Source organism: Streptomyces sp. NPDC055239 (genome assembly GCF_053606205.1).
The window spans coordinates 330,481-355,213 of sequence record NZ_JBSGRD010000005.1; the positions used below are offsets into that span (position 1 = coordinate 330,481).

Here is a 24,733-nt window from a genome sequence, read left to right on the forward strand (position 1 = left end):
GGATTCACCATGGCCGACACCGTGCTCTACGAGGTGAGCGACGGGCTCGCGACCATCACGCTGAACCGCCCCGAGGCGATGAACGCGATGAACACCGAGGCCAAGGTCGCCCTGCGGGAGGCGGCGCGGTCGGCCGAGTCGGACCCGGCGGTCCGCGCCGTCCTGCTCACCGCCACCGGGCGCGCCTTCTGCGTGGGGCAGGACCTGAAAGAGCACGTGGGTTCGCTCATGGCGGACCGCGCGTCGGGCACCGGAGAGACGATGAGCACGGTGCGGGAGCACTACAACCCGGTGCTTCGCGCGCTGACCGGGATGGCCAAGCCGGTCGTCGCGGGCGTCAACGGCGTCGCGGCCGGGGCGGGCTTCGGCTTCGCGCTCGCCGCCGACTACCGGATCGTCGCGGACACCGCGCGTTTCAACACGTCCTTCGCGGGGGTCGCGCTGACCGCCGACTCGGGAGTCTCCTGGACCTTGCAGCGCCTGATCGGGCCGGGCCGCGCCGCCGATCTCCTCCTGTTCCCGCGCAACATCGGCGCACAGGAGGCGTACGACCTGGGCATCGCCAACAAGGTCGTGCCCGAGGCCGAGTTGGCCGCCGAGGCCCTGAAGCTGGCCCGCACCCTGGCCGAGGGCCCGACGCTCGCGTACGGGGCCCTCAAGGAGTCGCTGGCCTACGCGGCGGGCCACACCCTGGAGGAGGCCCTGGAGAAGGAGGACGAACTCCAGGCGAAGGCGGGCGCGTCCGAGGACCACGCGATCGCCGTGCAGGCGTTCCTGGACAAGGCGAAGCCCAAGTACCTCGGCCGCTAGAGCCTGTCGTCAATGCCCCTGGGGGACGCGGATCACGCAGTCCTCCAGGTGGTCGTTCACCAGGCCGCAGGCCTGCATCAGCGCGTACGCCGTGGTGGGGCCGACGAACCGGATGCCGCGCTTCTTCAGGTCCTTGGACAGGGCCGTGGACTCGGGTGTGATGGCCGGTACGTCGGCCAGGACGGCCGGGGCCCTGCGCGATGCCGGGTCCGGGGCGTGCGACCAGATGAGCTCGTCGAGCTCGCCGTCGGCCCAGTCGACGAGCACGCGCGCGTTGGCGAGGGTCGCGTCGACCTTGGCGCGGTTGCGGATGATGCCGGGGTCGGCGAGGAGCCGCTCCCGGTCGGCGTCCGTGAACCGGGCGACCTGGGCGATATCGAACCCGGCGAAGGCGGCACGGAAGCCCTCACGGCGGCGCAGGATCGTGATCCAGGAGAGGCCCGACTGGAAGGCCTCCAGGCAGAGCCGCTCGTACAGGGCGTCGTCCCCGTGGACCGGGCGGCCCCACTCCTCGTCGTGGTAGGCCACGTAGTCCTCGGTCGAGAGGCCCCAGGGGCAGCGCAGTCTGCCGTCCGGGCCCGCCACCGCGTCACCGCTCACTGGCCGTTCTCCTCTTCGACAGCGTCCTGCGGGGTTTCCTGGTCCTGGGGTGCCGTCGCCGGGGCGTGCGTCTTGAGGAAGAGGCCGGGTCCGCCCACCGCGGTGGCCTGGGCTCCGGCGAGTGCCGCCTCGAGCTCCGCGATGTGGGCGTCGCGCTCGGCGAGTTCGGCGGCGAGGCGGCCGAGGGCGTCGTCCACGTCCGCCATGCGATAGCCGCGCATGGTCAGCGGGAAGCGCAGTGCCTCCACGTCGGCGCGGCGCAGGGCGCGGTCCGGTGGCAGCGGGTCGGTGAACCGCTCGGCCGGAACCTCGGGCAGCGCGGCGCGCTCCCCGCCGCCGACCACGGCGAGCGTCACCGCGCCGACCACCACGACGAGGGCGATGACCAGGAACAAGAACAAGACCATCTCTTCAGGCCCCCACGCTCGACTGCCGTGCTCAAACTGTCAGGGTCTGATCGTGCCATGCGCCTGTGACAGTTAAGGTCGCAGGCGGCCGAACCACGGCCCCTACAGAGAGGCTCACAGGGGATGCTCAGGCTTGGCAGGCGTGAATTCGACGCGCACGAGCCGGTGATCATGGCGATCGTGAACCGGACCCCTGACTCGTTCTACGACCAGGGCGCCACGTTCCGCGACGAACCCGCGCTCGCCCGCGTGGAGCAGGCGGTGTCGGAGGGCGCAGCCATCATCGACATCGGTGGGGTCAAGGCCGGTCCCGGTGAGGAAGTCACCGCCGAGGAAGAGGCGCGGCGGACGGTCGGTTTCGTGGCCGATGTGCGCAGACGGTTCCCTGATGTCGTCATCAGCGTCGACACGTGGCGGCACGACGTCGGTGAGGCGGTCTGCGAGGCGGGGGCCGACCTCCTGAACGACGCGTGGGGCGGGGTCGACCCCCGGCTCGCGGAGGTGGCAGCGCGCCATGGAGTGGGCCTGGTGTGTACGCACGCAGGTGGCGCCGAGCCGCGGACCCGCCCGCACCGGGTGACTTACGAGGACGTCATGGCCGACATCCTCTCGGTCACCGTGGGCCTCGCCGAGCGCGCGGTCGCGCTCGGGGTGCCGCGTGAGTCCGTGATGATCGACCCCGGGCACGACTTCGGGAAGAACACGCGGCACTCTCTTGAGGCGACGCGGCGGCTCGGGGAGATGGTCGAGACCGGGTGGCCCGTCCTGGTGTCCCTGTCCAACAAGGACTTCGTCGGCGAGACGCTCGACAAGCCGGTCAAGGAGCGCGTCATCGGGACCCTGGCGACGACCGCGGTGTCGGCCTGGCTGGGGGCTCAGGTGTACCGGGTGCACGAGGTCGCGGAGACGCGGCAGGTGCTCGACATGGTCGCGACGATCGCCGGACACCGGGACCCGGCCGTGGCCAGGCGGGGACTGGCGTAAGGACAAAAGAGCGACCGCCGGGCGGGCGGAGGAGAAGCCCGCCCGGCGAGGCACAGCGAACTACCGGCCGACTTCCTTGGTCACCAGGGCGACCGCCTCGTCCACGTCGTCGGTGATGTGGAAGAGATGCAGGTCGCGCTCCGCCGCCTTGCCGCCCGCGATCACCGTGTCGCGGAGCCAGTCGACGAGCCCGCCCCAGTACGCGGAGCCGAAGAGCACGATCGGGAAGCGGGTCACCTTGCGGGTCTGGACGAGGGTGAGGGCCTCGAAGAGCTCGTCCAGGGTGCCGAGGCCGCCGGGCAGGACCACGAAGCCCTGCGCGTACTTCACGAACATGGTCTTCCGTACGAAGAAGTAGCGGAAGTTCACGCCGATGTCGACGTGCTCGTTGAGACCCTGCTCGAAGGGCAGCTCGATGCCCAGGCCGACGGAGACGCCCTTGGCCTCGCGCGCGCCCTTGTTGGCCGCCTCCATGGCGCCGGGGCCGCCCCCGGTGATCACGGCGAAGCCGGCCTCGACCAGGGCCTTGCCGATCTGGATGCCCGCTTCGTACTCGGGCGAGTCGACCGGTGTGCGTGCCGACCCGAAGACGCTGATGGCGCTGGGGAGTTCGGCGAGCGCGCCGAAGCCTTCCACGAACTCCGACTGGATGCGCATGACCCGCCAGGGGTCGGTGTGCACCCACTCGGACTCGCCCTCGGCGTCCGTGTCGAGGAGCCGCTGGTCGGTCGTGCCGGGGGTGACCTGCTCACGCCGCCGCACCACAGGCCCCAAGCGCTGCTCCTCCGGCGGGCCCTGCCCTTCTGGACTACCCATGAACGTCCCCTTCCGCTGACGGTCTTGCTCGACGTGCCTCTTCAGCGTAGGTCTAAGGGCGTTACAGACGGCGCATCCTTGTGGGAACTCAGGATGTCAGCCAGGCGCTCAGCCGCTTCTCGGCCTCCGGGATCAGCGAGACCTGCACGCGCTCGTCGATCTTGTGGGCGAGCAGCGGGTCACCCGGGCTGTAGTTCACGGCGGGCACGCCGAGCGCGCTGAAGCGGGAGACGTCCGTCCAGCCGAACTTGGGCTTCGCCTCGCCGCCGACCGCCGCCATGAAGGCCGCGGCCGCCGGGTGGTCGAGACCGGGGCGTGCTCCGCCCGTGTGGTCGTCGATGATCATCTCGTCGATGTCGCAGTCGGCGAAGTAGTCGCGCACGAAGGCGACCGCCTCGTCCTCGGAGCGGTCCGGCGCGTAGCGGAAGTTGACGACGACGGTGCACTCGTCGGGGATGACGTTGGTGGCGACGCCGCCCTCGACACGTACGGCGTTGAGGCCCTCGTGGAACCGCAGGCCGTCGACCACCGGCGTGCGCGCCTCGTACGCGGCGAGCTTCGCCAGGATCGGCGCGGCCTTGTGGATGGCGTTGGAGCCCATCCACGCGCGCGCGGAGTGCGCGCGCGTGCCCTTTGTCTTCAGGAGGACCCGCAGCGTGCCCTGGCAGCCGCCTTCGACCTGGTTGTCCGTCGGCTCCAGGAGGATCGCGAAGTCGCCCGCGAGCCAGTCGGGGTGCGCCTGAGCGACATGGCCGAGTCCGTTGAGATGGGCGGCGACCTCTTCGTTGTCGTAGAAGACGAACGTGAGGTCGCGGTTCGGCTCGGTCACGGTCTGCGCGATGCGCAGCTGGATGGCGACGCCCGACTTCATGTCGCAGGTGCCGCAGCCCCACAGGACGCCGTCCTCGTCCAGGCGCGAGGGCACGTTGTCCGCGATCGGGACCGTGTCGATGTGCCCGGCGAGGATCACGCGCTCGGCCCGGCCCAGGTTCGTGCGCGCCACCACGTTGTTGCCGTGCCGGTCCACCGTGAGGTGCGGCAGGCCGCGCAGGGCGGTCTCGATCGCGTCCGCGAGTGCCTTCTCCTCGCCGCTCGGCGACGGGAAATCGACCAGCTGGGCGGTGAGCGCGGCGGCGTCGAGGGTGAGGTCGAGCGGCGTGTCGTGTGAGGTCTGGGCCATGGCTTCGACCCTAACGCCACGAGAAGCACCGCCTTGTCGGTGGCCTCCAGTACCTTGGTCGCGTGCCTGAGCCCCGCACCCTCGTCCGGCGCGGTCGCCTCGTGCGTAGCGGGGCCGCCGTCGTGGTCCTTCTCGCGCTCGTGGGCTATGTGGTGGTGCAGTACGTCTTCGGGGGCAGGGCCGCTCCACGCTGCAAGGTCGTCTCGGGCAACGGCGACGGGGCGTCGTACGAACTGGGCGCCGATCAGGCGCAGAACGCGGCGACGGTCGCCGCCGTGGGCACGTCGCGCGGCATGACGGAGCGCGCGGTCACGATCGCATTGGCGACGGCCCTTCAGGAGTCGGGCCTTCGCAACATCGGCCACGGCGACCGGGACTCGCTCGGCCTCTTCCAGCAGCGGCCCTCGCAGGGCTGGGGCAACGCGGAACAGATCATGGACCCGGCGTACTCGGCGGCGCGTTTCTACGTCCATCTCAAGGAGATCCCCGGCTACTCACGCCTGCCTCTGACCGTCGCCGCCCAGCGCGTGCAGCGCAGCGGCTTCCCCCAGGCGTACGCCAAGCACGAGCCGGACGCCGTGCTGCTCGCCGCCGCGCTGACCGGCCGCGTACCCGCCGCCTTCACCTGCGAGGGCCGCACGGCCGAAGAGCCCGGCGACCCGGCGAAGGTGCGGGCCGCCCTGGTCCGCGACTTCGGCCGCGGCGCGGCGCCCACGAGCGGCCGTGGCGGCACGGTCACCGTGCCGGTGGACGCCACGGCGGGCAGCGCGGAGGGCGGGGCCGGACAGCGTGGCTGGGAGCTCGCGCACTGGGCGGTGGCCCAGGCGTCCGCGCTCGGCATCGAACGCGTCTCGTACGGCGGCCGGGAATGGAGCGCCGCGAATTCCGGCAAGGAATGGCGCATGCCGGGCAAGGCAGGCAAGACGGGCGCGGGCGGGCAGCACGGCGGAGCCGGGACCGGCACGGACAGGGTTCGAATTGTCCTTGGTCAGTAGTACGGATGATCACTCGATCGGGCCACGCTGATCATTCACGGACGACCTGCCGCCCAGGCTTCCGCACTCACCTCCACGTACATGCCAACCCCCTTGCGCACCAAGGGAATTAACGATTCAGCAGACTCGCGCGACGCAGTCCCTTTGCCCGTTTTTATCCACAGCTGATAATGCGATGCATTGCTAATTCTTTACGTTGGGCCACCGCAACCTTCGAGGGCTTCGAGCGGTAGTCACTGCGTCCAGGCGCCGGGCCCCATCCGGCCGGACACACCAACGTTCTCTCCCGTCTGAAGGAGCATCATGTCCCTCCCCCTGACCCGTCGGATCGCCCGCGCCGCGCTGCTCATCGCAGCGGGGGCGGCTCCCGTGGTCGGTGCGGCCGGCTCCGCAAGCGCCGCCGAACTTCCGGCCACCCCCGACCTGGGCGGTGTGACCGCCCTGGACGGTGCCAACCTGGGCAACACCGTCGACGGCGCGGCCCAGAGCAGCACCGGTCTCGCGGGTGAGACCGGCAGCAAGGCCGTGAAGAAGGGCGTCCCGACCGCGGGCAGGGTCGTCGGCACGACCGCCAAGACCACGACCCCCGTGGCACAGAAGGCCGCCGGTGACCTCGCGGGCAACGCAGGCAACACGGTCGGCGAGACCGCGGGCACGGCCACCAAGGACGGTCTGCCCACCGACGCCGTCGGCGAGGGCCTGCCCACCGACTCGCTCACCAAGGGCGGCCTGCCCACCGACCAGCTCCCGGTCAAGAGCCTGCCCCTCGGCTGACCGCCACGCACGCACGAGGAGGGCCCGGAGCCACTTGGCTCCGGGCCCTCCTCGCATGCGGCCTGCTCCCGCCTCAGGCGAGCCGCTCGACCGCCGCGGCCACGCGCTCGTCCGTCGCCGTCAGCGCGACGCGTACGAAGCGGTCGCCCGCAGGGCCGTAGAAGTCGCCGGGAGCCACGAGGATGCCGAGCTCGGCGAGGTGGCCGACCGTGTCCCAGCAGGACTCGTCACGGGTCGCCCAGAGGTAGAGGCTCGCCTCGCTGTGCTCGATGCGGAAGCCGTGCCCCAGCAGAGCGTCGCGCAGGGCGGTGCGCCGGGCCAGGTACCGCTCGCGCTGCTCGCGCACGTGCTGGTCGTCGCCGAGCGCCGCCACGACAGCCGCCTGCGTCGGCGCGGACGTCATCATGCCGCCGTGCTTGCGGATCTGAAGAAGCTCGCCGAGGACGTCCGCGTCACCGGCGACGAACGCCGCGCGGTAGCCCGCGAGGTTCGACCGCTTGGAGAGCGAGTGGACGGCGAGGATTCCCTCGTACGAACCACCGCACACGTCCGGGTGGAGGACCGAGACCGGCTCCGCCTCCCAGCCGAGCTCCAGGTAGCACTCGTCGCTCACGAGGAGCACCCTGTGCTCGCGCGCCCAGGCGACCGTGCGGGTCAGCTCTTCCTTGGAAAGGACACGGCCGGTCGGGTTCGACGGCGAGTTGAGCCAGAGGAGCCCCAGGCCCGTCGGGTCGAGGTCGGTCGGGTCGTCGTACGAGACGTACTCGGCGCGGGCCAGACGCGCGCCCACCTCGTACGTCGGGTAGGCAAGGCGCGGGTAGGCGACGACGTCACCCGGGCCCAGGCCCAGCTGGGTCGGGAGCCAGGCCACCAGTTCCTTGGAGCCCACGATCGGCAGCACGTTGCGGTGCGTGACGCCGCGCGCGCCGAGGCGCCGCTCGCACCAGCCGGTGATCGCGTCGCGCAGCTCGGGCGTGCCCCAGACCGTCGGATACCCCGGTGAGTCCGCCGCCGCGACCAGCGCTTTCTGGATCAGCTCCGGAACCGGGTCGACCGGGGTGCCCACCGACAGGTCGACGATGCCGCCGGGGTGGGCGGACGCCGTGGCCTTGTACGGCTCGAGCTTGTCCCAGGGGAAGGCGGGAAGGCGGCCGGAGAGACCGGAGACTACGGACACGTACTGACTCCCGTAATGCGTGGGCGGGCAGATGCCCGTGGGTGGGCAAATGCCTCGGTCCCGTACAGCGACATGTGCCGTACGGGACCGGGGCGGCGCTTCAAGCAGCCGTTACTGGTTCTGCGGCGGCAATGCGGCGATGAAGGCGTGGTCGCGCTCGATCAGGCCGAGCTTGCTGGCACCACCGGGCGATCCGAGCTCGTCGAAGAACTCGACGTTCGCCTTGTAGTAGTCCTTCCACTCTTCAGGAGTGTCGTCCTCGTAGAAGATCGCCTCGACCGGGCAGACCGGTTCACAGGCTCCACAGTCGACGCATTCGTCCGGGTGGATGTACAAGGACCGGGAGCCCTCGTAAATGCAGTCGACCGGGCACTCCTCGATGCACGCCTTGTCCTTGACGTCGACACAAGGCTGCGCGATGACGTAGGTCACGCTGTCGTTCCTCCTCGATACGGGCGTTGGCGGGCCGTCTTCAGGCTCCGCTCGCCTGGCGCGCGGGAGCGCGGCGTCGTCGATGCCCGCCTCTAGTATCTCCGTTCCCGGGCATGATCCGAACAGGAGGGGCGTACAGAGCTGTGGAATTCACTGCGGGCGGACGGCTTGAGGTGCGCATCACCCCTGCTGACGTGGGCAAACGGGTGTCGGTACGCCGCCTGAACCAAAGGACGGGACCGGGGATCAAGTTCACTGACACGGTGGGTGTTCTCACATCGTGGAACGACGGTGTGGTGCTGATCACACGACGTGACGGTGAGCGTGTCCGTGTCGAGGAGAGCGCGCTGGTGGCGGGCAAGGTGGTCCCCGCGGCCCCGGCCCGCAGGCGCGGCCCCGCGGCGTCCTACGCGGAACTGGCCCAGGTCTGCGCGCGCGCCTGGCAGCCCGTCGAGAGCGAGCGGCTCGGCGAGTGGGAGCTGCGGGCTGCGGGCGGCTTCACCCGGCGGGCCAACTCTGTACTGCCGCTCGGCGATCCGGGACGGCCCCTGGACCAGGCTCTTACGTACGTACGCCAGTGGTACGACGAGCGGGAGCTGCCCGCGTACGTCCAGACCGCGACCGGCGCCGAAGGCACCCAGGAGCTGCTCTGCGCGGAGCTCGAGGAGCGGGGCTGGGAGCGCGAGGTGAGCTCGCAGATCCATGTCGGTGCTCTCGCGCCGCTCGGCGATCCGGACCTGCCCGACGCGGAGGTGGAACGGGTGCGTCTTTCACGGTCGTTCGACGAGGCGTGGCTGCGGCGCTACAAGCGGTTCAAGGTGCCGGGACCTCATGTGCTCAAGGTGCTGGCGGGCGGACCCTCGGTGTGGTTCGCTTCCGTGCCCGGGGCCTCTTTCGACGAGGGGCCCGCGGCGATCGGGCGGTGCGTCGTGGACGGGCGCTGGGCGGGATTCATGGCGGTAGAGGTGGATCCGGCGCACCGAAGGCAGGGACTCGCGACCGCGGTGATGGCCGCGCTGTCCCGGCAGGCGCTCGCCGAAGGCGCTTCGGCGGCCTGGCTCCAGGTCGAGGACGACAACGAGGGTGCGCGGGCGCTGTACGGCGGTCTTGGCTTCGCCGCGCACCACACGTACCACCACTATCGATACCCGTCGGCTCGGTAGCTCCTACCGGTCGGCTCGGTAAGTAAGGCACGAGGCACGCATGCACGAGGAGTCAAGGACGGCCGCGTCCCGGCGGCGTTTCGCCGAGGAAGCCAGGTCGGAGCGGCCCGATCTGTCCCTGCTCTGTCTCCTCCTGAGCGCGGAGGCGGACCCCGGACTCGGTGACGACGACATCGACGCGGCGCAGATCGAACTGGACCGGCTCGCCGGGCAGTTGCCCTACCGCCCCGGCGGGGCACGGGAGTGGGCGGGGGCGCTCGCCGAGCTCCTCGGCGCCCGGTGCGGGTTCATGGGAACGCCCGCCGACTACCAGCGTCTTGAGTCCTCCCTCCTGCACGAGGTGCTGCGGCGCCGGCGCGGTCTGCCGATCCTGCTCTCGGTGGTGTGGATCGAGGTGGCGCGCCGGGCGGGCGCGCCCGTCTACGGCGTCGCGCTGCCCGGTCACTTCGTGGTCGGCTTCGGCCCCCGTGACGAGCAGGTGCTCACCGACCCGTTCGCCGGCGGGCAGATCCTGACCGGCGAGGACGCGGAGCAGCTCGTCGCGGGGTCGTCGGGCGGCACGGTGTCCCCCTCGATGCTGACGCCCACCGATCCGCTGAACATCGTGCTGCGGATCCTCAACAACATCCGCGCGTGGGCGGCGGCCCGCCCCGAGCGCTCGGACGTCGCGCTCTGGGCCGTCGAACTCTCCCTGCTGCTGCCCTCGCACCCGGCGCGTCTGCGCTACGAACGGGCCCAACTCCTCGTACAGCGAGGTGACTTCCTCGCGGGCGCGGCTGAGCTTGAGACGTACGCCGACGTGGTGACGGCGGTGGAGCCGACCACGGCGGACCGGGTGCGGGACCAGGCGCGGGCCGCGCGGGCGATGCTCAACTGACCCGGCCGATTCGGCTGACAGCTGTGGAGGTGCGGGCGTAGCGACCCGGTGCGATGCCCACCACCCGTTTGAAGTGCCGCGTGAGGTGCGACTGGTCGTAGAAACCCGCGGCGGTCGCCACCTCGCCCGGCGGCTGCCCGGCAAGCAGGAGACGGCGCGCGTGGTCGACACGGCGGGACATCACGTACTGGTGCGGCGCGATGCCGTAGGCCCCGCTGAAGGCGCGTACGAGATGGCTGGGGTGGGCGTGGACCAGGCGTGCGGCCTCGTCCAGGGTCATGGCGTCGAGCAGCCGCGCGTCCAGGAGGTCGCGGAGGTCCCGGGCGACGCCACGGACGGGGGCGTGCGAGGCGGTGGGCGTGAGCCGGGGGCGCAGGTGGCCGCGCAGCCGCTCGCCGATCAGCGCCAGGCGGCTCTCGGCCTCCAGCTCGTCGCCCCGGTGCGCGAGGGCCGCGTGCAGCCTGCCCACGCTCCTGCGCAGCACGGGGTCGACCAGGTCGGGGCCGTCCACCGCGGGGCCGATGAAGCTCGCGTCGAGCTGCGTCATGTCGAGGTAGAGCACGCGCTTGCGGAAACCGTCGGGAGTGGCGGGCGAGCCGTTGTGCGGGACGTGCGGCGGGAGCAGCGAGACGGTGTCGCCCGGTGTGCCGTGCTCGTGCCGGTCCAGGTCGTAGCGGACGGCTCCGTCGTCCACGATCAGCAGGGTCCACGCGTCGTGGACGTGCATCGGGTACGCGTGCTCGGTGAAGCGGGCGTGGAAGACCTCCACGACACCCGCGACCGGCGGGCGCCATGCGCAGATCTCCTGCCGGGCCACCATGCAAGAAACGTACAAGACGCGACGGCGGTCCACTCGGCAGTCTCGACGCATGAGAACCACCGCTGAGACAGACACCGCCGGGACCGGGACCGCCGGGATCACGGGCGAGGCGCCCGTCCGCTTCGACACGAAGATCGCCGTCCTGCTCCGTGACGACCTGGAGCCCTGGCAGCGCCTCAACGTGACCGCGTTCTTGGTCAGCGGGCTCGGCACGGCGGTACCCGAGGTGATCGGGGAGCCGTACGAGGACGCCGACGGCACCCCCTACCTGCCGATGTTCCGCCAGCCCGTCCTGATCTTCGAGGGGTCGAAGGAGACGCTGACCGCCGCGCACGGCCGCGTGCTGTCCCGTTCGCTGCCGAGGGCGTTGTTCACGTCGGACCTGTTCGCCACGGGCAACGACCGGGACAACCGGGCGGCTGTACGGGCCGTGGCGACCGATCAGCTCGACCTGGTGGGGATCGCCGTCCACGGTCCGCGCAACGCGGTCGACAAGGTCCTCAAGGGGGCCCGGATGCACCCCTGAGCGACGGGGGGCGACAGCGCGGGGCAGATCGGAGCGCTATCGATCGGCCGGGCAGGGCACGAAGGACCTATGCACCCCCAATCCCCGGAGCGGCGATGCCTCTTCGCCGATCAGGTCCGGTCCGTGCGACCCGATCTCGCGCAGCTGTGCCTGCTGATCGGAGCGGAGGCGGATCCGGATCTCGACGACGCCGGTATGCGCGCGGCGCGGCACATCCTGGACCGTCTCGCCGACCAGCTGGCCAAGCGGCTGGCCGAGCGGCCGCCGGACCAGGCCGAAGAGCCCCTGTCCTGGGCACTCGCGCTGGCCGAACTGCTCGGCACGCGCTACGGGTTCAGAGGCAGGCCCGGCGACTACCAGCACCTTCATTCCGTGCTGCTGCACGAAGTGCTGCGCAGGCGCAGAGGCCTGCCCATCCTCCTGTCGGTGGTGTGGATCGAGGTGGCCCGGCGCGCGGGCGTCCCCGTCCACGGCGTTGCCCTGCCCGGCCACTTCGTGGTCGGCTTCGGCGGGCGCGACGAGCAGGTCCTCGCCAATCCGTTCGCGGGAGGTCTCGTACTCCCCTACCCGGACGCGGAGTTACTGGTGGCGGGCGCGACGGGCGCGCCGCTCGTGCCGTCGATGCTGAGCCCCGCCGGGCCCCTCGACATCGTCCTGCGCGTCCTCAACAACATCCGCGCGTGGGCGGCGGCCCGCCCCGAGCGCTCGGACGTCGCGCTCTGGGCCGTCGAACTCTCCCTGCTGCTGCCCGCGCACTCCGATCGACTGCACTACGACCGGGCCCAACTCCTCGTACAGCGCGGCGACTTCCTGTCGGGTGCGGCGGAGATCGAGACGTACGCCGACGCCCTGGCCGCCACCGACGAAGTGGCGGCGGTGCGACTGAGGCAGGAGGCGCACGGTGCGCGGGCGATGCTGAACTGACCTATGGGGCAGGGCAGTTCAGAGCCAGCCCTTCTCCCGGGCGACGTTGACCGCCTCGGCGCGGTTGCGTACGGCCAGCTTCTGGATCGCCGTGGAGAGGTAGTTGCGGACCGTGCCCGGGGAGAGGTGCAGGGCCGTCGCCAGTTCGGCGTTGGTGGCGCCGTCCGCCGCCGCGCGCAGGACCTCGCGCTCGCGGTCGGTCAGCGGGTTCGCTCCCCCGGCGAGCGCCGCCGCCGCGAGCGTGGGGTCGATGACCCGGTCCCCCGCGAGGACCTTGCGGACCGCGTCGGCGAGCTGGGCCGCGGGCGCGTCCTTGACCAGGAAGGCGTCGGCACCGGCCTCCATCGCGCTGCGGAGATAGCCGGGGCGGCCGAACGTGGTGAGGACCACGATCTTCAATTCCGGAAATTCCGCGTGGAGTTCGGCCGCCGCCTCGATGCCCGTCTTTCCCGGCATCTCGATGTCGAGCAGCGCCACGTCCACCGCGTGCTCGCGCGCCGCGGCGAGCACCTCGTCGCCGCGGGCCACCTGGGCCACCACCTCGATGTCCGGCTCGAGGCCGAGCAGCGCCGCGAGCGCCTCGCGGACCATCGACTGGTCCTCGGCGAGGAGCACCCTCACGGCGGCGCCCGCACTGTTCGTACTCATGCGGAGGATCCTAGAGCCGAAGATCCCGAGGCGGAGCCGCCGGGCGGCCCGTCGCCCTCGCCCTCGCTCTCGCCCTTGTCCACAGACTCCAGCGGCACCCGCGCCGTGAGCCTGAAGCCCCTTCGCGCGGCGGGCCCCACGTCGAGGATGCCGCCGACCGCCTCCACACGCTCGGTCAGGCCCGTCAGACCGTTGCCCTGAGCGGCGGCGGAACCGCCCCTGCCGTCGTCCTCCACCGACATCTCGATGACAGGACCGTCCAGGGTGTGCCGGGACGTGAACGCCACGGTGCAGCGGCGCGCACCGCTGTGCCGCACGACGTTGGTCACCGCCTCGCGCAGCGCCCAGGCCAGCGCCGTCTCCCCCTCCTCGCCGGGGAGCACAGCGGGCGCCTCCAGCGGTACGTCGGCCTCGATGCCGGCGGCGGTGAGCGCCGTGCGGGCGCCCGCGAGCTCGCCGGTGAGGGTGCGCCTGCGGTAGCCGGAGACCGCCTCGCGCACGTCCACCAGGGCCTGGCGGCTGACCTGCTCGATGTCCGCCACCTGCTGCGCGGCCTTGTCGGGGTGGGCCGGGAGCATCCGCCCTGCCAGCTCGCTCTTCAGCGTGATCAGGGAGAGCGAGTGACCGAGGAGGTCGTGCAGATCGCGGGCGAGCCGCAGCCGCTCCTCGTTGGCGGCCAACTGGGCGACGGTTGCCCGCGCCTGGCGCAGCTCGATCGTCGTACGGACCAGCTCCCGCACCCCCGTCATCGCGAAGCCGACCAGGACGGTGAGGACGGCGAGGCTGCCGAGCAGGTCGGCCACGCTGTCGGTGCGCAGACCGATCAGGATCATCACGCCGGTGACGGCCGGGATGGCCCACGCCGCGTGCCGCATCGGAAGGACGGCTCCCGCGGACACGGCCACGTACACGAAGAGCCCCAGCCAGGGCGTGCCGAAGGCGAAGGAGAGGACGATGGCGAGGGCGAGCAGCGCCCCGAACGACACGTGCACCACACGCCACTCGAACACCTTGGAGGTGTAGCGGAAGACCAGGGTCAGGTAGCAGAGCACGAAGGCCACGAGACCCAGCCAGCCGAACACCGTGGCCGCGGCGCCGTGGTTCGCCCGCAGCAGGTCCTGCACCGGACTGGCCAGGAAGACCAGCCAGATCCCGATCCACAGCATCTTGGTGAGCAGCTGACGGCGGTCCGCCACCGGACGGCCGAAGCTCTTCAGGGGGTGGCCGGGCTCGGCGCAGTCGGTGTCATTCACGCCTTCGATGTGTCCTTCCGGTACAGCCATGCCGCGCCGCCCGCGAAGAGGACGAAGTACCCGACGAGGAGCGCGATGTCCTTCGCGTGCGGGGCGTCGCCCAGTTCGATGGCCTGTCCGAGGGCAGCGTACGCATGCGTCGGCAGCCAGGTGGCGATGTCGCTCAGCCACTGGGGAAAGGTCGCCGTGGGCATCCACAGGCCGCCGAGCACGGAGAGCCCGAAGTACACGATCATCGTGATCGGGCGGACGGCGTCGCCGGTCGCGAGATAGCCGATGGCCACCCCGAGCGCGGCGAAGCAGAGGCTGCCCGCCCAGATCGCTCCGGTCAGCGCCAGCCACTGCCAGGCATCGAGGCGTACGTCCTTGACGGCCGCGGCGACCACGAACACCACGACGATCGAGGGCAGGCTGACCACGGCGGCGCTCGCGGTCTTCGCGATGACGTAGCCGTGCCCCGGCAGGCTCGTCAGACGCAACTGGCGGACCCAGCCGCTCTCGCGCTCCTTGGCGATGCGCTCGCTGTTGCCCATGAGGACGGCGGTGAGGGCGCCGAACGACGCCATCGACACCATGAAGAAGGCGGGCAGCGCGAGCCCCGTGTCGCCCACCATCTCCGTGCTGTCCTGGCCGCCCGCGATGATCAGGAAGAGCATCGACGGATAGATCACCGAGAAGAACAGGAACTTCTTGTTGCGCAGGGAACGGATGATCTCCAGCTTGGTCAGCGTCATGCCTTGGCCTCCTCGGCTGCGGTGATCGCCACGAAGGCCTGCTCGAGGCCGAGACCGGCGACCTCGAGGTTGCGGGGGTAAACGCCGAGCCCGTACAGCGCGTGCACGGTGGCGTCGGCGTCCGTCGACTGGAGCCGTACGGTGTGGCCGGACACTTCGGCGGTGGTGAGGAACGGCAGCGCGCGCAGCCGCCCCGCGAGTGCGGTGTCCATCTCGGGCAGGTCGAACGAGACCTTCCGGGCCCCGGCCTTCGCCTTGATCTCGGCAGCCGTGCCGTCCGCGAGGAGACGGCCGCGGTGCAGGACGAGGACCCGGTCCGCTATCGCGTCGGCCTCCTCCAGGTAGTGCGTGGCGAACAGGACCGTACGACCCTGGTCCGCCTGCTCGCGCATGGTGGCCCAGAAGGCCTGGCGCACGGTGACGTCCATGCCGGTGGTCGGCTCGTCCAGGACGATCAGGTCGTTCGCTCCCGCGGTCGCGAGCGCGAAGCGGACGCGCTGCTCCTGGCCGCCGGAGAGCTTGTCGACCTTCCGGTCGGCGAGCTGGGTGAGGCCCGCGGCAGCCAGCACGTCGTCCGCGCGGTAGGGCCTGGGGTGCAGATCGCAGGCGAGCCGCACCAGCTCGCGGACGGTGACCTCCCCCATCAGGCCGCCGCTCTGCAGCATCGCGCCGACCCGGCCCGCGGTGATCGCCTCGCGCGGACTCGTGCCGAAGACCCGCACGGAGCCGCTGTCCGCGTTCCGCAGGCCCAGGAGCAGGTCGAGCGCGGTGGACTTGCCCGCGCCGTTCGGCCCGAGGAGCGCGACCGTCTCGCCGGGGTGGAGGGCGAGCGTGAGGTCGTCCACGGCGCGGACGTCCCCGTAGCTCTTGGTCACCTTCTCGAAGCTCACCGCGGTGACGGGCGGTGCTGCGGTCGTCGTCATGTGGTCCATCGTCGCCAAAAGGCGGTCGACGGCGGCAGTGTCGTGTGTGCCGAGTGCCGCATGACAGATGTCATGCGGCACTCGGCGCAGCGCCTAGCCGGCGTTGGTCTCGATCACGCCGACCCGCTCCGCCGGCGTCTTGCCGATCAGTGCCTTGTTCATCGCGGCGGCCACGTCCGTCGGCTGGACCGGCGTCTTGTCGCCGTTGCCGCGCTGGATCAGGATGCCGTCGAAGACGTTGCCATAGAGCTTCTTGAGCTCGGCGGTGTTGTAGTGCACCTGCAGCGTGCCGTTCTTGAGCACCTGCGTCTCCAGGACCTTCGGCAGCGACTTGGCCGGGCCGAACGGGATCGACGCGCTGCCCGCCTTGATCGTGACGTTGGCGGACATGGCGGGCTTCGCGAAGCGCGTCATGAACTTGTCGACCTCGGCGTTCGCGACGGTCGGCTTGCGCGTGGTGGTGGGCACCTGGACCGTGCCCGCGCTGCCGTTCGCGACCTGCTTCTCGTACCCCTGCGAGACGGCCTTGGTCGACGCGGCGACGTCGATGCCCTTGCCCTCCTTGCCGTACACGGGGACGGCCTTGCCGGGCACGAACTGGACCGAGCCCTCCTTGGCCGAGCCGGAGCCGCCCGCGGCGCGCTCCAGGGCGGCCGCCAGCTTCTCCTCGTCCACGGGCATGACCGGCTCGGCGACGCGCTCGCCGCCGAAGAGCGATCCGATCACCGACATGGGGTTGTAGTCACTGCCCGCCGCCTCGCGGACGGTCGCCTGGCTGTCCAGGGTCAGGCCCGACTGGTCCGGCCTGAGCGTGACCGCTTCGCCGTCGACCGACAGCTTCAGGGGCTTGGTGACGCGCTCGCCGATCGCCTCGTCGAGCTTCTTGACGGCCTCGTCGCGCGTGCCGCCGCCGATGTCGACGCCGAGCACGGTGGTGCCCTTCGGTACGTCGGCGTGGTTCATCAACAGACCGGCGCCGTAGGCGCCGCAGGCCGCGACGACCACGAGGGCGCCCACGAGAACGAGCTTGTTGCGCCCCTTCTTCTTGGCCGGGGCCGCGGCGACGGGCACGTTCGGCTGCACCGGCTCGGGCAGCTTGGGCGGGGTGTGCGGCACGGGTCCGTCGGTCTGCGGGCCCGCGGGGAACGGTGAGTTCTGTGCGGGCGGTACGACGGGGATGCCGCTGGTCAGGGTGTCGCCGGAGACGTTCGACCCGGGCGAGGGCGCGCTGGGGCCGCCGGGGATGGAGCCGGGGCCGCCGTGCACCGGGCCCGCCTTCTGCGGGGTGAGGATGGCGGTGTCGTCGCCCATCGCGGGCGCGCCCGAACGGGCGGCGGGGTTGGCCGGGTTGGGGCGCTTGCCCGGGTTGCCGGGACCGCCCGGACCGCCCGGACCGCCCGGGTTCGGCGGGGCCATCGGGTTCGCCCGGCCTGCCGGGTTGGCCTGGTCCGCCGGATTGGCGGGGTTCGGCGCCATCGGGCCGTCGCCGGTCACCGGTCCGCTGGTCGGGCCCGAAGGACCACGGCCACCGTCGGCCCCTGCGCCTCCCGCACCTCCCGCGCTTCCGGAGAAGTACGGCAGGTCCCCGCGCTGCGGGTCGCCGCCGCCCTGCGGAGCACCCGCGCCGAGCGGGCCCGATGCCACGGCACCGGACACGTCGAAGGAGCCCGTACCGGAGCCGCCCGCGCCCGAACCGGCGGACGGACCGGCGCCCCCGGACATGCCGTTCCCGCCGATGGTGCCACCGCTCTTGCGCGGCGCGAACCAGTCGCTCGTCTTCTCCTCCGGCGCGGCGGCGGGGGACGAAGGACCGGCGGCGGACGGCGCGGCGGGCGCGGAGCCCGAACCGGACATTCCGGCGGAACCGGAACCTCCGGCGCCGTTCGCGGACCCCGGACGCCCCGCGCCGTCCCCGGCGTCGGATCCGTCAGCGGCGCGGCCCGTGTCCTGCGGACGCGGCGGGTTCAGGTCGCTGCTCGCGACGGGCGTGCGCATGACGACCGGCGGGATGGGCCGCGACCCGGGGATGTTGATCCGGATGCGCGTGGTCAGCGTGGTCTCGGTCTTGGGCTCGTCGGGCCGCTCTTCGGCGGCCTGCCCCTGCGCGCCCTCCGCGGCGCCGTCCTGTGCCGGGGAGCCGTACGGCGGCGTCCCCGAGGGGTAAGCGGCTCCACCGCGCCCCTGGGGCCCGGAGGACGAACTGTCAGTTTCACGACTCAAGGCAGGTTCTCCCGGTTGGCTCCGCCGCCCGTCTCGACCTCACTCGGGCGGCTCGGCGGCGCGCACCACCATACTGGCCGCCGTCGGCACTCATTCTGTGACCGCCGTCAAACCCGTGTGGGACACGGGCTGAAGTGGTACGTCACTTGCCAAGTCGGGCGGCGGGCCCGCCTGGTTGCGGCCGCAGACCGAGGGTGGCACACATCACAGCGACCGCCATTCCGCCGAGCAGGAAGACGTACGAACCAAGTCCCGCGCCGAAGAGGAAGTCCCCCTCGGGCCGACTGGCCGTGAGCAGTATGACGGCGACCAGCCAGCCCGCCGCCGGCGCCACCGCCCCCGCTCTGCCGCCGATGGCACGCGCCCCTCCGTGGAAGAGCCCGGCGGCCCCGAGGAGCGCGAGCAGCAACCCGCCCGGGAACCAGCCCCCTTGGACGAGCGCGCCCGCCACGCCGACGACCGCGCCGAGCACGAAAAGCCCCGCGTAGGCGGCAAGACGGCCGAAATTGAGCGGCTGGGCGAGAGCGCTGCCTCCCGGGGGCGGAGTCACGGAGGACGACCCCTTGGAGGACGACCCCTTGGAAGACGCTCCCTTGGAAGACGGCCCCGCGGAGGATGTCGCACGCGAACGAGTACTCACAGCGCCGTCACCCCTTCGAGCCCCGCGAACAGATCCGTCTCACGCTCGCCGTCCACCGCACCGGCTTCTCCTCGCACCAACTCGTAGTACTCCACATCGAAGATCGGCTGCGCGAGCCCGTTCGACAGGACGAAGAGCGGACCCCGCACCTCGATCTGCGTGGCGTGCGCGCGCATCGCCGCCGCCTTCGCCCGCGCGAAAGCCGTCCCGTCGATCTCCGCCGTGATCCGTCCGTCGTCCGTCACACCGGGCACGTCCGCGACCACTCCGGGGGTCGTGAACGGAGAGTGCCGCAGGGCGCCCTCCATCCACCGGAACCGCTCTTCGACGACGGAGCGCGGCGCACGGTTCCAGTAGATCTTGCCGATGGTGTGCGGCTCGCCGAGATCCGCGCGGAAGGCGCCCTCGGCCGCGAGGTCCGCGGCGCGCATCGCGACCCGGTGGGCCTGGATGTGATCGGGGTGGCCGTATCCGCCGTCCGGGTCGTACGTCACGAGCACCTGCGGACGCACCTCGCGGATCACCTCGACGAGGTCCGCCGCCGCTGCGTCGAGGTCGGCGGACCAGAAGGCGCCCGCACGGTGGTTCTGCTCGATGCCCATCATCCCGGAGTCGCGGTAGCGTCCGGTGCCGCCGAGGAAGCGGTGGTCGGTGACGCCCAGCTCCTTCATCGCGGCGGCGAGCTCGCCGATGCGCTGCGGGCCGAGCACGTCCTCGCGGTCGGCCGCGAGATGGGCGAGCTCGGCGGGGATGACCTCGCCCTCCTCGCCGAGCGTGCAGGTCACCAACGTGACATGGGCGCCGTCGGCCACGTACGCGGCCATCGTCGCGCCATTGTTGATCGACTCGTCGTCGGGGTGCGCGTGCACGAGCAGCAGACGCCGGGCGGGCAGTTCCGTCATGGGACCACCCTACGAGCACCCCGCGCACTGATCGGAACGTGATGCGCCCCGATCAGAACGTGCCGCGAACGGATCAGAACTTGATGTCGCCGATCATCCCCGCCACGTTGGTCGTCAGCTCGTTGATCGTCGGCGCGATGGAGGAGCTCGCCAGATAGAAGCCGAGCAAGACACAGACGATCATGTGGCCCGCCTTCAACCCTGACTTCTTGACCAGCAAGAAGACAATGATCGCCAGCAGCACCACCACCGAAATCGAGAGTGCCACGGCGGCTCACCTCCAAGTCCCAGACCCTGCACCAGTGCGGACGCCAGCAGGTACATACCCACTAAGCGCTACGGATCATAACTATCCGTGGGTCCGCATGACTCGGAGCACGGCAGCACAAGGGGGCGCATGCCCCATAGGCTCGGAGGATGACCACCGAGACACCCGCCACCGCCGGGCACGCCGAGAGTCAGACGCAGCGGCTCTCCTTCCCTCGTCTGCACGCCCGCACGCAACGCTTCACTCTCGGTGCGCCCCGCGCGTTCACGGTGGCGCCTGACGGGTCCCGCATCACCTTCCTGCGCTCGTCTTCCGGCACGGACCGGGCCAGCCAACTCTGGGTCCTGGACCTAGAGGACGGCGCGGTCGAGCGGGTCGCGGCCGATCCGCAGGCGCTCCTGAAGGGCGCCACCGAGCGCCTCTCCGCCGAGGAACGCGCCCGCCGCGAGCGCAGCCGCGAGGGCGGCGCGGGCATCGTGGGGTACGCGACGGACTCGACGGTGGAACTCGCCGCCTTCACGCTCTCCGGGCGGCTCTTCGCGGCGGAGCTGCGCGCGGGCACGGCACGCGAACTGCCCGCCCCCGCCCCGGTGATCGACCCGCGGCCCTCCCCCGACGGCCGCCACATCGCGTACGTCGCCGGGGGCGCCCTGCGCGTCACGGGCGCCGACGGGACGGGCGACCGCGCCCTCGCGGCGCCGGAGCCGGACTCCGCCGAGAAGGAGACCGTGACGTACGGCCTCGCGGAGTTCATCGCGGCCGAGGAGATGCAGCGTTCGCGGGGCTTCTGGTGGTCGCCCGAATCGGACCGCCTGCTTGTCGCACGTGCCGACGACGCCCCCGTGCGGCGCTGGTGGATCGCCGATCCGGCGCACCCCGAGACGGAGCCCACGCGGGTCGCGTACCCGGCGGCGGGCACGGCCAACGCGGACGTACGCCTCTTCGTCGTGACCCTGGACGGCGCGCGCACCGAGGTGATGTGGGACCGCGCCCGCTACCCGTATCTGGCGCGGGTGCACTGGTCGTCGGCCGGGGCGCCGCTGCTCCTCGTCCAGTCCAGGGACCAGCTCAGCCAGCTCTACCTGGCGGTCGACCCGGACGACGGATCGACCCGTATGGTGCACGCGGAAGAGGATCCGCAGTGGCTTGAACTCTTCCCCGGCGCCCCCTCCTGGTCCCCCAGCGGACGCCTTGTGCGGATCGTGGACGAGGGCGGCGCACGCGTCCTGGCAGTTGGCGAACGTCCACTCACAGGACCCCAGTTGCACGTCCGCGCGGTGCTCGACGTGGCGGACGACGATGTCCTGATCTCGGCGTCGGCGGGCGAGGCCGCCCCCGTCCCGGAGACCGGCGAGGTGCACGTCTACCGCGTCAACGAACTGGGAATCGAGCGCGTCTCCGCCGAACCCGGGGTGCACTCGGCGGTGCGCGCGGGCGGCCTCACGGTCCTCGTGTCGGCCACCCTCGACCAGCCGGGCTCCCGCGTCCAGGTACTGCGCGACGGCAAGCAGGTGGCGACCGTCGCCTCACACGCCCACCATCCGGGGCTCACACCGCGCGTGACGCTCACCGAGGGGGGCGCACGCAAGATCCCGTGCGCCGTTCTGCTCCCCACGGACTACGAGGAGGGCTCGGGCCCGCTCCCCGTCCTCCTCGACCCGTACGGCGGCCCGCACGGCCAGCGGGTCGTCGCCGCCCACAATCCCTATCTCACGTCCCAGTGGTTCGCCGACCAGGGATTCGCGGTGGTCATCGCGGACGGCCGTGGCACTCCGGGACGCTCCCCCGCCTGGGAGAAGGAGATCCGGCGGGACTTCACGCTCACCCTGGACGACCAGGTGGACGCGCTCCAGGGCCTGGCCGCGTCCTTCCCCCTGGACCTCGACCGGGTCGGGATCCGGGGCTGGTCCTACGGCGGTTACCTCGCAGGCCTCGCGGTCCTGCGCCGCCCCGACGTCTTCCACGCGGGTGTGGCGGGGGCGCCGGTGACGGACTGGCAGCTGTACGACACGCACTACACGGAGCGGTACCTGGGAAACCCCGCTGAGGACCCGGAAACGTACGCCCTGAGCTCTCTCGTCACCGAGGAGGGCCTCGTCTCGCCCGAGGTGCCGCACCGCCCTCTGATGATCGTTCACGGCCTCGCGGACGACAACGTGGTGGTGGCGCACGCGCTGCGCCTGTCGTCGGCGCTCCTTGCCGCAGGGCGCCCGCACGAGGTGCTTCCGCTGTCCGGGGTGACGCACATGACTCCGCAGGAACAGGTGGCGGAGAACTTGCTGCTGCTCCAGGTCGACTTCCTGAAGCGCTCGCTGGGTCTGCGGTAGCCCCGGAGCACGGCGATCGGCCGGGGCGACATGGCGAACCCCGGCCGATCTACGGCACCCGCACGGCCGTACGTTCCTCAGCGTGCCGGGTGTGTATATCGCGGGGGCGACGGGGTGGTTGCTCGCGTGTTAAGCACCTCACCGGCTCCGCCGAGGGGCCTACGGAACCACCTGCTTCTCCTCAGCGAAGTGACAGGCCGAGTCATGCGCCTCCGGCCCATCGGCCAGCCGGAACTCCGCCGGAACGGCCAGCTCAGGCACCTCGAGCGCACACCTCTCCTGCGCCTTCCAGCACCGCGTGCGAAAGCGGCAGCCCGACGGCGGATTGGCCGGCGAAGGCACATCCCCGCTCAGAATGATCCGCTCCCGATGCTCCCGCGCAGCGGGATCAGGCACCGGCACGGCAGAGAGCAGCGCCTGCGTGTACGGATGCGTCGGATGCTCGTAGATCTCCTCGTCGGAGCCGATCTCGACGATCCGCCCCAGGTACATCACGCCCACCCGGTCCGAGATGTGCCGCACGATCGACAGGTCGTGGGCGATGAACACGTACGACAGGTCGAAGTCGTTCTGCAGCCGGTCGAGGAGGTTGATCACCTGCGCCTGCACCGACACGTCGAGCGCGGAGACCGGCTCGTCGGCGACGATGATCTCGGGCCGCAGCGCGAGACCCCGCGCGATCCCGATGCGTTGGCGCTGACCGCCGGAGAACTGGTGCGGGTAGCGGTTGATGTACTCGGGGTTCAGCCCGACCACGTCAAGGAGCTCCTGCACCTTCTGCCGCCGAGACCCCTTCGGAGCGACCTCGGGATGGATCTCGTAGGGCTCCCCGATGATGTCGCCGACCGTCATACGGGGATTGAGCGACGTGTACGGGTCCTGGAAGACCATCTGGATGTTGCGGCGCACGGCCTTCAGGGCCCGCCCGGACAGCTTGCTGATGTCCTCGCCCTTGTAGCGGATCTCGCCCGCCGTGGGCCGCTCCAGGTTCACCAGCATCTTCGCGACCGTGGATTTCCCGCAGCCGGACTCCCCCACGATGCCTAGCGTCTCGCCCTGCCCGAGGTCGAAGTCGACGCCGTCGACGGCCTTGACCGCGCCGACCTGCTTGCGGATGACGATGCCCTGGGTGAGCGGGTAGTGCTTGACCAGGCCGCGCACCTGGAGGATCGGCTCATGGCCCGACGCCGACCCGTGCGCGGCAAACTCGCTCTCCGCCCGCGCCTTGTCCATCAGCTGCCGTGCGGTCTCGCCCTCCTCCGCGAGCTGCTTCTTGCTGATGTGCTCACCGTGCGGCATCGAGCGTCTCCTTCCAGAAGTGGCAGGCGCTCCTGCGGTCGGCGGCGAGGCCTTCGTACGCCACGTCATAGAGCGGCGGCACATCGGTCCTGCAGACGTCCTGTGCCATCGGGCAGCGGGGGTTGAAGGCGCAGCCCGGCGGGATGTGCATGAGGTTGGGCGGCAGCCCCTTGATCGCGTAGAGCTCCTGCCCCTTCTGGTCGAGACGGGGGATCGACTCAAGCAGACCGCGCGTGTACGGGTGTGCGGGGGCCTGGTAGATCTCGTGGACGGGGGCCTTCTCGACGATGCGGCCCGCGTACATGACGGCGATGTTGTCGGCGACGTCCGCCACGACGCCCAGGTCGTGGGTGATGAGGATCAGGCCCATGTGCAGCTCGCGCTGGAGCTCGGCGAGGAGGTCCATCACCTGGGCCTGGACGGTGACGTCCAGGGCGGTGGTCGGTTCGTCGGCGATGATGAGCGAGGGTTCGAGGGCCATCGCCATGGCGATCATGATGCGCTGGCGCATGCCGCCGCTGAACTGGTGCGGGTACTGCCCGACCCGTTCCTTCGCGGCAGGGATGCGCACCCGGTCCATCAGCTCGATCGCCTTGGCCTTGGCGTCCTTGCGGGACATCCCCTGATGGACGACGTACATCTCGCCGAGCTGCTGGCCGACGCTGAGCACCGGGTTCAGCGACGACAGGGCGTCCTGGAAGATCATCGCCATGCCCGCGCCGCGCGTCCTGCGCCGCTCCTCCGCCTTGAGCTTCAGGAGGTCCTGGCCCTTGAAGAGGATCTCGCCGCCGGTGATCTTCCCGGGCGGCATGTCGAGGATGCCCATGATGGCCTGCGCGGTCACGGACTTGCCGGACCCGGACTCGCCGAGCACGGCGAGCGTCTCGCCCTCGGCGACGCTGTAGTCGACGCCGTTGACGGCCTTGGCGACGCCGTCCCTGGTCCTGAACTCGACGTGCAGATCACGCACTTCGAGCAGCTTGGACGTCCCCGTGGTGGACGCCTCTGCTCCCTCGGATGCCACGGTTGCCATG

26 protein-coding genes are annotated in these 24,733 nt (G+C 71.1%); 9 read left to right on the forward strand and 17 right to left on the reverse strand.

Annotated elements, in window-relative coordinates; all coding sequences use genetic code 11:
* Positions 1 to 9: 9 nt before the first annotated feature.
* On the forward strand, positions 10 to 810 hold the full coding sequence (gene chcB / locus ACWFRJ_RS19730; RefSeq protein WP_453531982.1) for a 2-cyclohexenylcarbonyl CoA isomerase: 801 nt from the start codon (positions 10 to 12) through the stop codon (positions 808 to 810).
* A gap of 9 nt (positions 811 to 819) precedes the next feature.
* Here chcB and ACWFRJ_RS19735 read toward each other — a convergent pair whose 3' ends face one another.
* A complete protein-coding gene (locus ACWFRJ_RS19735) occupies positions 820 to 1,410 on the reverse strand; it encodes a DNA-3-methyladenine glycosylase I (protein ID WP_453531985.1) in 591 nt (196 codons plus the stop codon).
* Positions 1,407 to 1,817: a DivIVA domain-containing protein gene (locus ACWFRJ_RS19740; protein WP_453531988.1), complete on the reverse strand. Its 411-nt coding sequence runs from the start codon at positions 1,815 to 1,817 to the stop codon at positions 1,407 to 1,409. Before ACWFRJ_RS19740 ends, ACWFRJ_RS19735 begins: the two co-directional genes overlap by 4 nt.
* 123 nt (positions 1,818 to 1,940) lie before the next feature.
* On the opposite strand from ACWFRJ_RS19740, the gene folP reads away from it, so the two are divergent.
* The gene (folP, locus tag ACWFRJ_RS19745) at positions 1,941 to 2,801 is read left to right on the forward strand and encodes a dihydropteroate synthase (protein WP_453531991.1); all 861 of its coding nucleotides are present in this window, start codon (positions 1,941 to 1,943) and stop codon (positions 2,799 to 2,801) included.
* A gap of 60 nt (positions 2,802 to 2,861) precedes the next feature.
* On the opposite strand, the gene ACWFRJ_RS19750 is transcribed toward folP, so the two are convergent.
* Both ACWFRJ_RS19750 and dapE read right to left on the reverse strand, forming a co-directional pair.
* Positions 2,862 to 3,617 (reverse strand): LOG family protein, encoded by a 756-nt coding sequence (locus ACWFRJ_RS19750; protein ID WP_453531994.1) that lies wholly within the window; start codon positions 3,615 to 3,617, stop codon positions 2,862 to 2,864.
* Positions 3,618 to 3,705: 88 nt separating this feature from the next.
* Complete coding sequence (gene dapE, locus ACWFRJ_RS19755) at positions 3,706 to 4,797, reverse strand: succinyl-diaminopimelate desuccinylase (protein ID WP_453531997.1); 1,092 nt, start codon at positions 4,795 to 4,797, stop codon at positions 3,706 to 3,708.
* A 62-nt stretch (positions 4,798 to 4,859) separates the two neighbouring features.
* Here dapE and ACWFRJ_RS19760 point away from each other — a divergent pair, with 62 nt between their 5' ends.
* Together ACWFRJ_RS19760 and ACWFRJ_RS19765 are read left to right on the forward strand one after the other, a co-directional pair.
* The gene (locus tag ACWFRJ_RS19760) at positions 4,860 to 5,792 is read left to right on the forward strand and encodes a heavy metal transporter (protein WP_453532000.1); all 933 of its coding nucleotides are present in this window, start codon (positions 4,860 to 4,862) and stop codon (positions 5,790 to 5,792) included.
* Positions 5,793 to 6,095: 303 nt separating this feature from the next.
* A complete protein-coding gene (locus ACWFRJ_RS19765) occupies positions 6,096 to 6,566 on the forward strand; it encodes an ATP-binding protein (protein ID WP_389903554.1) in 471 nt (156 codons plus the stop codon).
* A 73-nt stretch (positions 6,567 to 6,639) separates the two neighbouring features.
* On the opposite strand, the gene ACWFRJ_RS19770 is transcribed toward ACWFRJ_RS19765, so the two are convergent.
* Together ACWFRJ_RS19770 and fdxA are read right to left on the reverse strand one after the other, a co-directional pair.
* Positions 6,640 to 7,743, reverse strand: coding sequence for a bifunctional succinyldiaminopimelate transaminase/glutamate-prephenate aminotransferase (locus tag ACWFRJ_RS19770; RefSeq protein ID WP_453532003.1), 1,104 nt, complete (start codon positions 7,741 to 7,743; stop codon positions 6,640 to 6,642).
* A gap of 111 nt (positions 7,744 to 7,854) precedes the next feature.
* A complete protein-coding gene (gene fdxA, locus ACWFRJ_RS19775; protein ID WP_030573070.1) occupies positions 7,855 to 8,175 on the reverse strand; it encodes a ferredoxin in 321 nt (106 codons plus the stop codon).
* Between the two features lie 143 nt (positions 8,176 to 8,318).
* On the opposite strand from fdxA, the gene ACWFRJ_RS19780 reads away from it, so the two are divergent.
* Together ACWFRJ_RS19780 and ACWFRJ_RS19785 are read left to right on the forward strand one after the other, a co-directional pair.
* The gene (locus tag ACWFRJ_RS19780; protein WP_453532006.1) at positions 8,319 to 9,338 is read left to right on the forward strand and encodes a GNAT family N-acetyltransferase; all 1,020 of its coding nucleotides are present in this window, start codon (positions 8,319 to 8,321) and stop codon (positions 9,336 to 9,338) included.
* A 40-nt stretch (positions 9,339 to 9,378) separates the two neighbouring features.
* Positions 9,379 to 10,215, forward strand: a complete 837-nt coding sequence (locus ACWFRJ_RS19785) for a transglutaminase family protein (protein ID WP_453532009.1) — start codon at positions 9,379 to 9,381, stop codon at positions 10,213 to 10,215.
* On the opposite strand, the gene ACWFRJ_RS19790 is transcribed toward ACWFRJ_RS19785, so the two are convergent.
* Positions 10,208 to 11,035, reverse strand: a complete 828-nt coding sequence (locus ACWFRJ_RS19790; RefSeq protein WP_453532012.1) for an AraC family transcriptional regulator — start codon at positions 11,033 to 11,035, stop codon at positions 10,208 to 10,210. The two genes, ACWFRJ_RS19785 and ACWFRJ_RS19790, sit on opposite strands and share 8 nt — an antisense overlap.
* A 49-nt stretch (positions 11,036 to 11,084) precedes the next feature.
* On the opposite strand from ACWFRJ_RS19790, the gene ACWFRJ_RS19795 reads away from it, so the two are divergent.
* Positions 11,085 to 11,561: a DUF2000 family protein gene (locus tag ACWFRJ_RS19795; protein ID WP_453532015.1), complete on the forward strand. Its 477-nt coding sequence runs from the start codon at positions 11,085 to 11,087 to the stop codon at positions 11,559 to 11,561.
* 69 nt (positions 11,562 to 11,630) lie between these two features.
* A complete protein-coding gene (locus ACWFRJ_RS19800) occupies positions 11,631 to 12,485 on the forward strand; it encodes a transglutaminase family protein (protein WP_453532018.1) in 855 nt (284 codons plus the stop codon).
* An 18-nt stretch (positions 12,486 to 12,503) separates the two neighbouring features.
* On the opposite strand, the gene ACWFRJ_RS19805 is transcribed toward ACWFRJ_RS19800, so the two are convergent.
* From ACWFRJ_RS19805 to ACWFRJ_RS19840, 8 genes are all read right to left on the reverse strand, one after another.
* On the reverse strand, positions 12,504 to 13,133 hold the full coding sequence (locus ACWFRJ_RS19805; protein WP_453532021.1) for a response regulator: 630 nt from the start codon (positions 13,131 to 13,133) through the stop codon (positions 12,504 to 12,506).
* Positions 13,130 to 14,299: a sensor histidine kinase gene (locus ACWFRJ_RS19810; protein WP_453532414.1), complete on the reverse strand. Its 1,170-nt coding sequence runs from the start codon at positions 14,297 to 14,299 to the stop codon at positions 13,130 to 13,132. Before ACWFRJ_RS19810 ends, ACWFRJ_RS19805 begins: the two co-directional genes overlap by 4 nt.
* 83 nt (positions 14,300 to 14,382) lie before the next feature.
* Positions 14,383 to 15,120 carry an ABC transporter permease gene (locus ACWFRJ_RS19815; protein WP_453532024.1) on the reverse strand — a complete coding sequence of 246 codons (738 nt, stop codon included), beginning with the start codon at positions 15,118 to 15,120 and terminating at the stop codon, positions 14,383 to 14,385.
* Positions 15,117 to 16,043 (reverse strand): ABC transporter ATP-binding protein, encoded by a 927-nt coding sequence (locus ACWFRJ_RS19820; RefSeq protein ID WP_453532027.1) that lies wholly within the window; start codon positions 16,041 to 16,043, stop codon positions 15,117 to 15,119. Before ACWFRJ_RS19820 ends, ACWFRJ_RS19815 begins: the two co-directional genes overlap by 4 nt.
* 93 nt (positions 16,044 to 16,136) lie before the next feature.
* Positions 16,137 to 18,263: a hypothetical protein gene (locus tag ACWFRJ_RS19825; protein WP_453532030.1), complete on the reverse strand. Its 2,127-nt coding sequence runs from the start codon at positions 18,261 to 18,263 to the stop codon at positions 16,137 to 16,139.
* A gap of 142 nt (positions 18,264 to 18,405) precedes the next feature.
* Positions 18,406 to 18,813: a DUF6113 family protein gene (locus ACWFRJ_RS19830; RefSeq protein ID WP_453532033.1), complete on the reverse strand. Its 408-nt coding sequence runs from the start codon at positions 18,811 to 18,813 to the stop codon at positions 18,406 to 18,408.
* Positions 18,814 to 18,899: 86 nt separating this feature from the next.
* Positions 18,900 to 19,805: an N-acetyl-1-D-myo-inositol-2-amino-2-deoxy-alpha-D-glucopyranoside deacetylase gene (gene mshB, locus ACWFRJ_RS19835; RefSeq protein ID WP_453532036.1), complete on the reverse strand. Its 906-nt coding sequence runs from the start codon at positions 19,803 to 19,805 to the stop codon at positions 18,900 to 18,902.
* 73 nt (positions 19,806 to 19,878) lie between these two features.
* Complete coding sequence (locus ACWFRJ_RS19840) at positions 19,879 to 20,073, reverse strand: hypothetical protein (RefSeq protein WP_190082113.1); 195 nt, start codon at positions 20,071 to 20,073, stop codon at positions 19,879 to 19,881.
* 149 nt (positions 20,074 to 20,222) lie between these two features.
* Here ACWFRJ_RS19840 and ACWFRJ_RS19845 point away from each other — a divergent pair, with 149 nt between their 5' ends.
* A complete protein-coding gene (locus tag ACWFRJ_RS19845) occupies positions 20,223 to 22,400 on the forward strand; it encodes a prolyl oligopeptidase family serine peptidase (protein ID WP_453532039.1) in 2,178 nt (725 codons plus the stop codon).
* A gap of 159 nt (positions 22,401 to 22,559) precedes the next feature.
* Here the strand turns inward: ACWFRJ_RS19845 and ACWFRJ_RS19850 are convergent, their stop codons facing one another.
* Together ACWFRJ_RS19850 and ACWFRJ_RS19855 are read right to left on the reverse strand one after the other, a co-directional pair.
* Positions 22,560 to 23,633, reverse strand: coding sequence for an ABC transporter ATP-binding protein (locus tag ACWFRJ_RS19850; protein ID WP_453532417.1), 1,074 nt, complete (start codon positions 23,631 to 23,633; stop codon positions 22,560 to 22,562).
* Between the two features lie 52 nt (positions 23,634 to 23,685).
* Complete coding sequence (locus ACWFRJ_RS19855; RefSeq protein ID WP_453532042.1) at positions 23,686 to 24,732, reverse strand: ABC transporter ATP-binding protein; 1,047 nt, start codon at positions 24,730 to 24,732, stop codon at positions 23,686 to 23,688.
* Position 24,733: the final 1 nt, after the last annotated feature.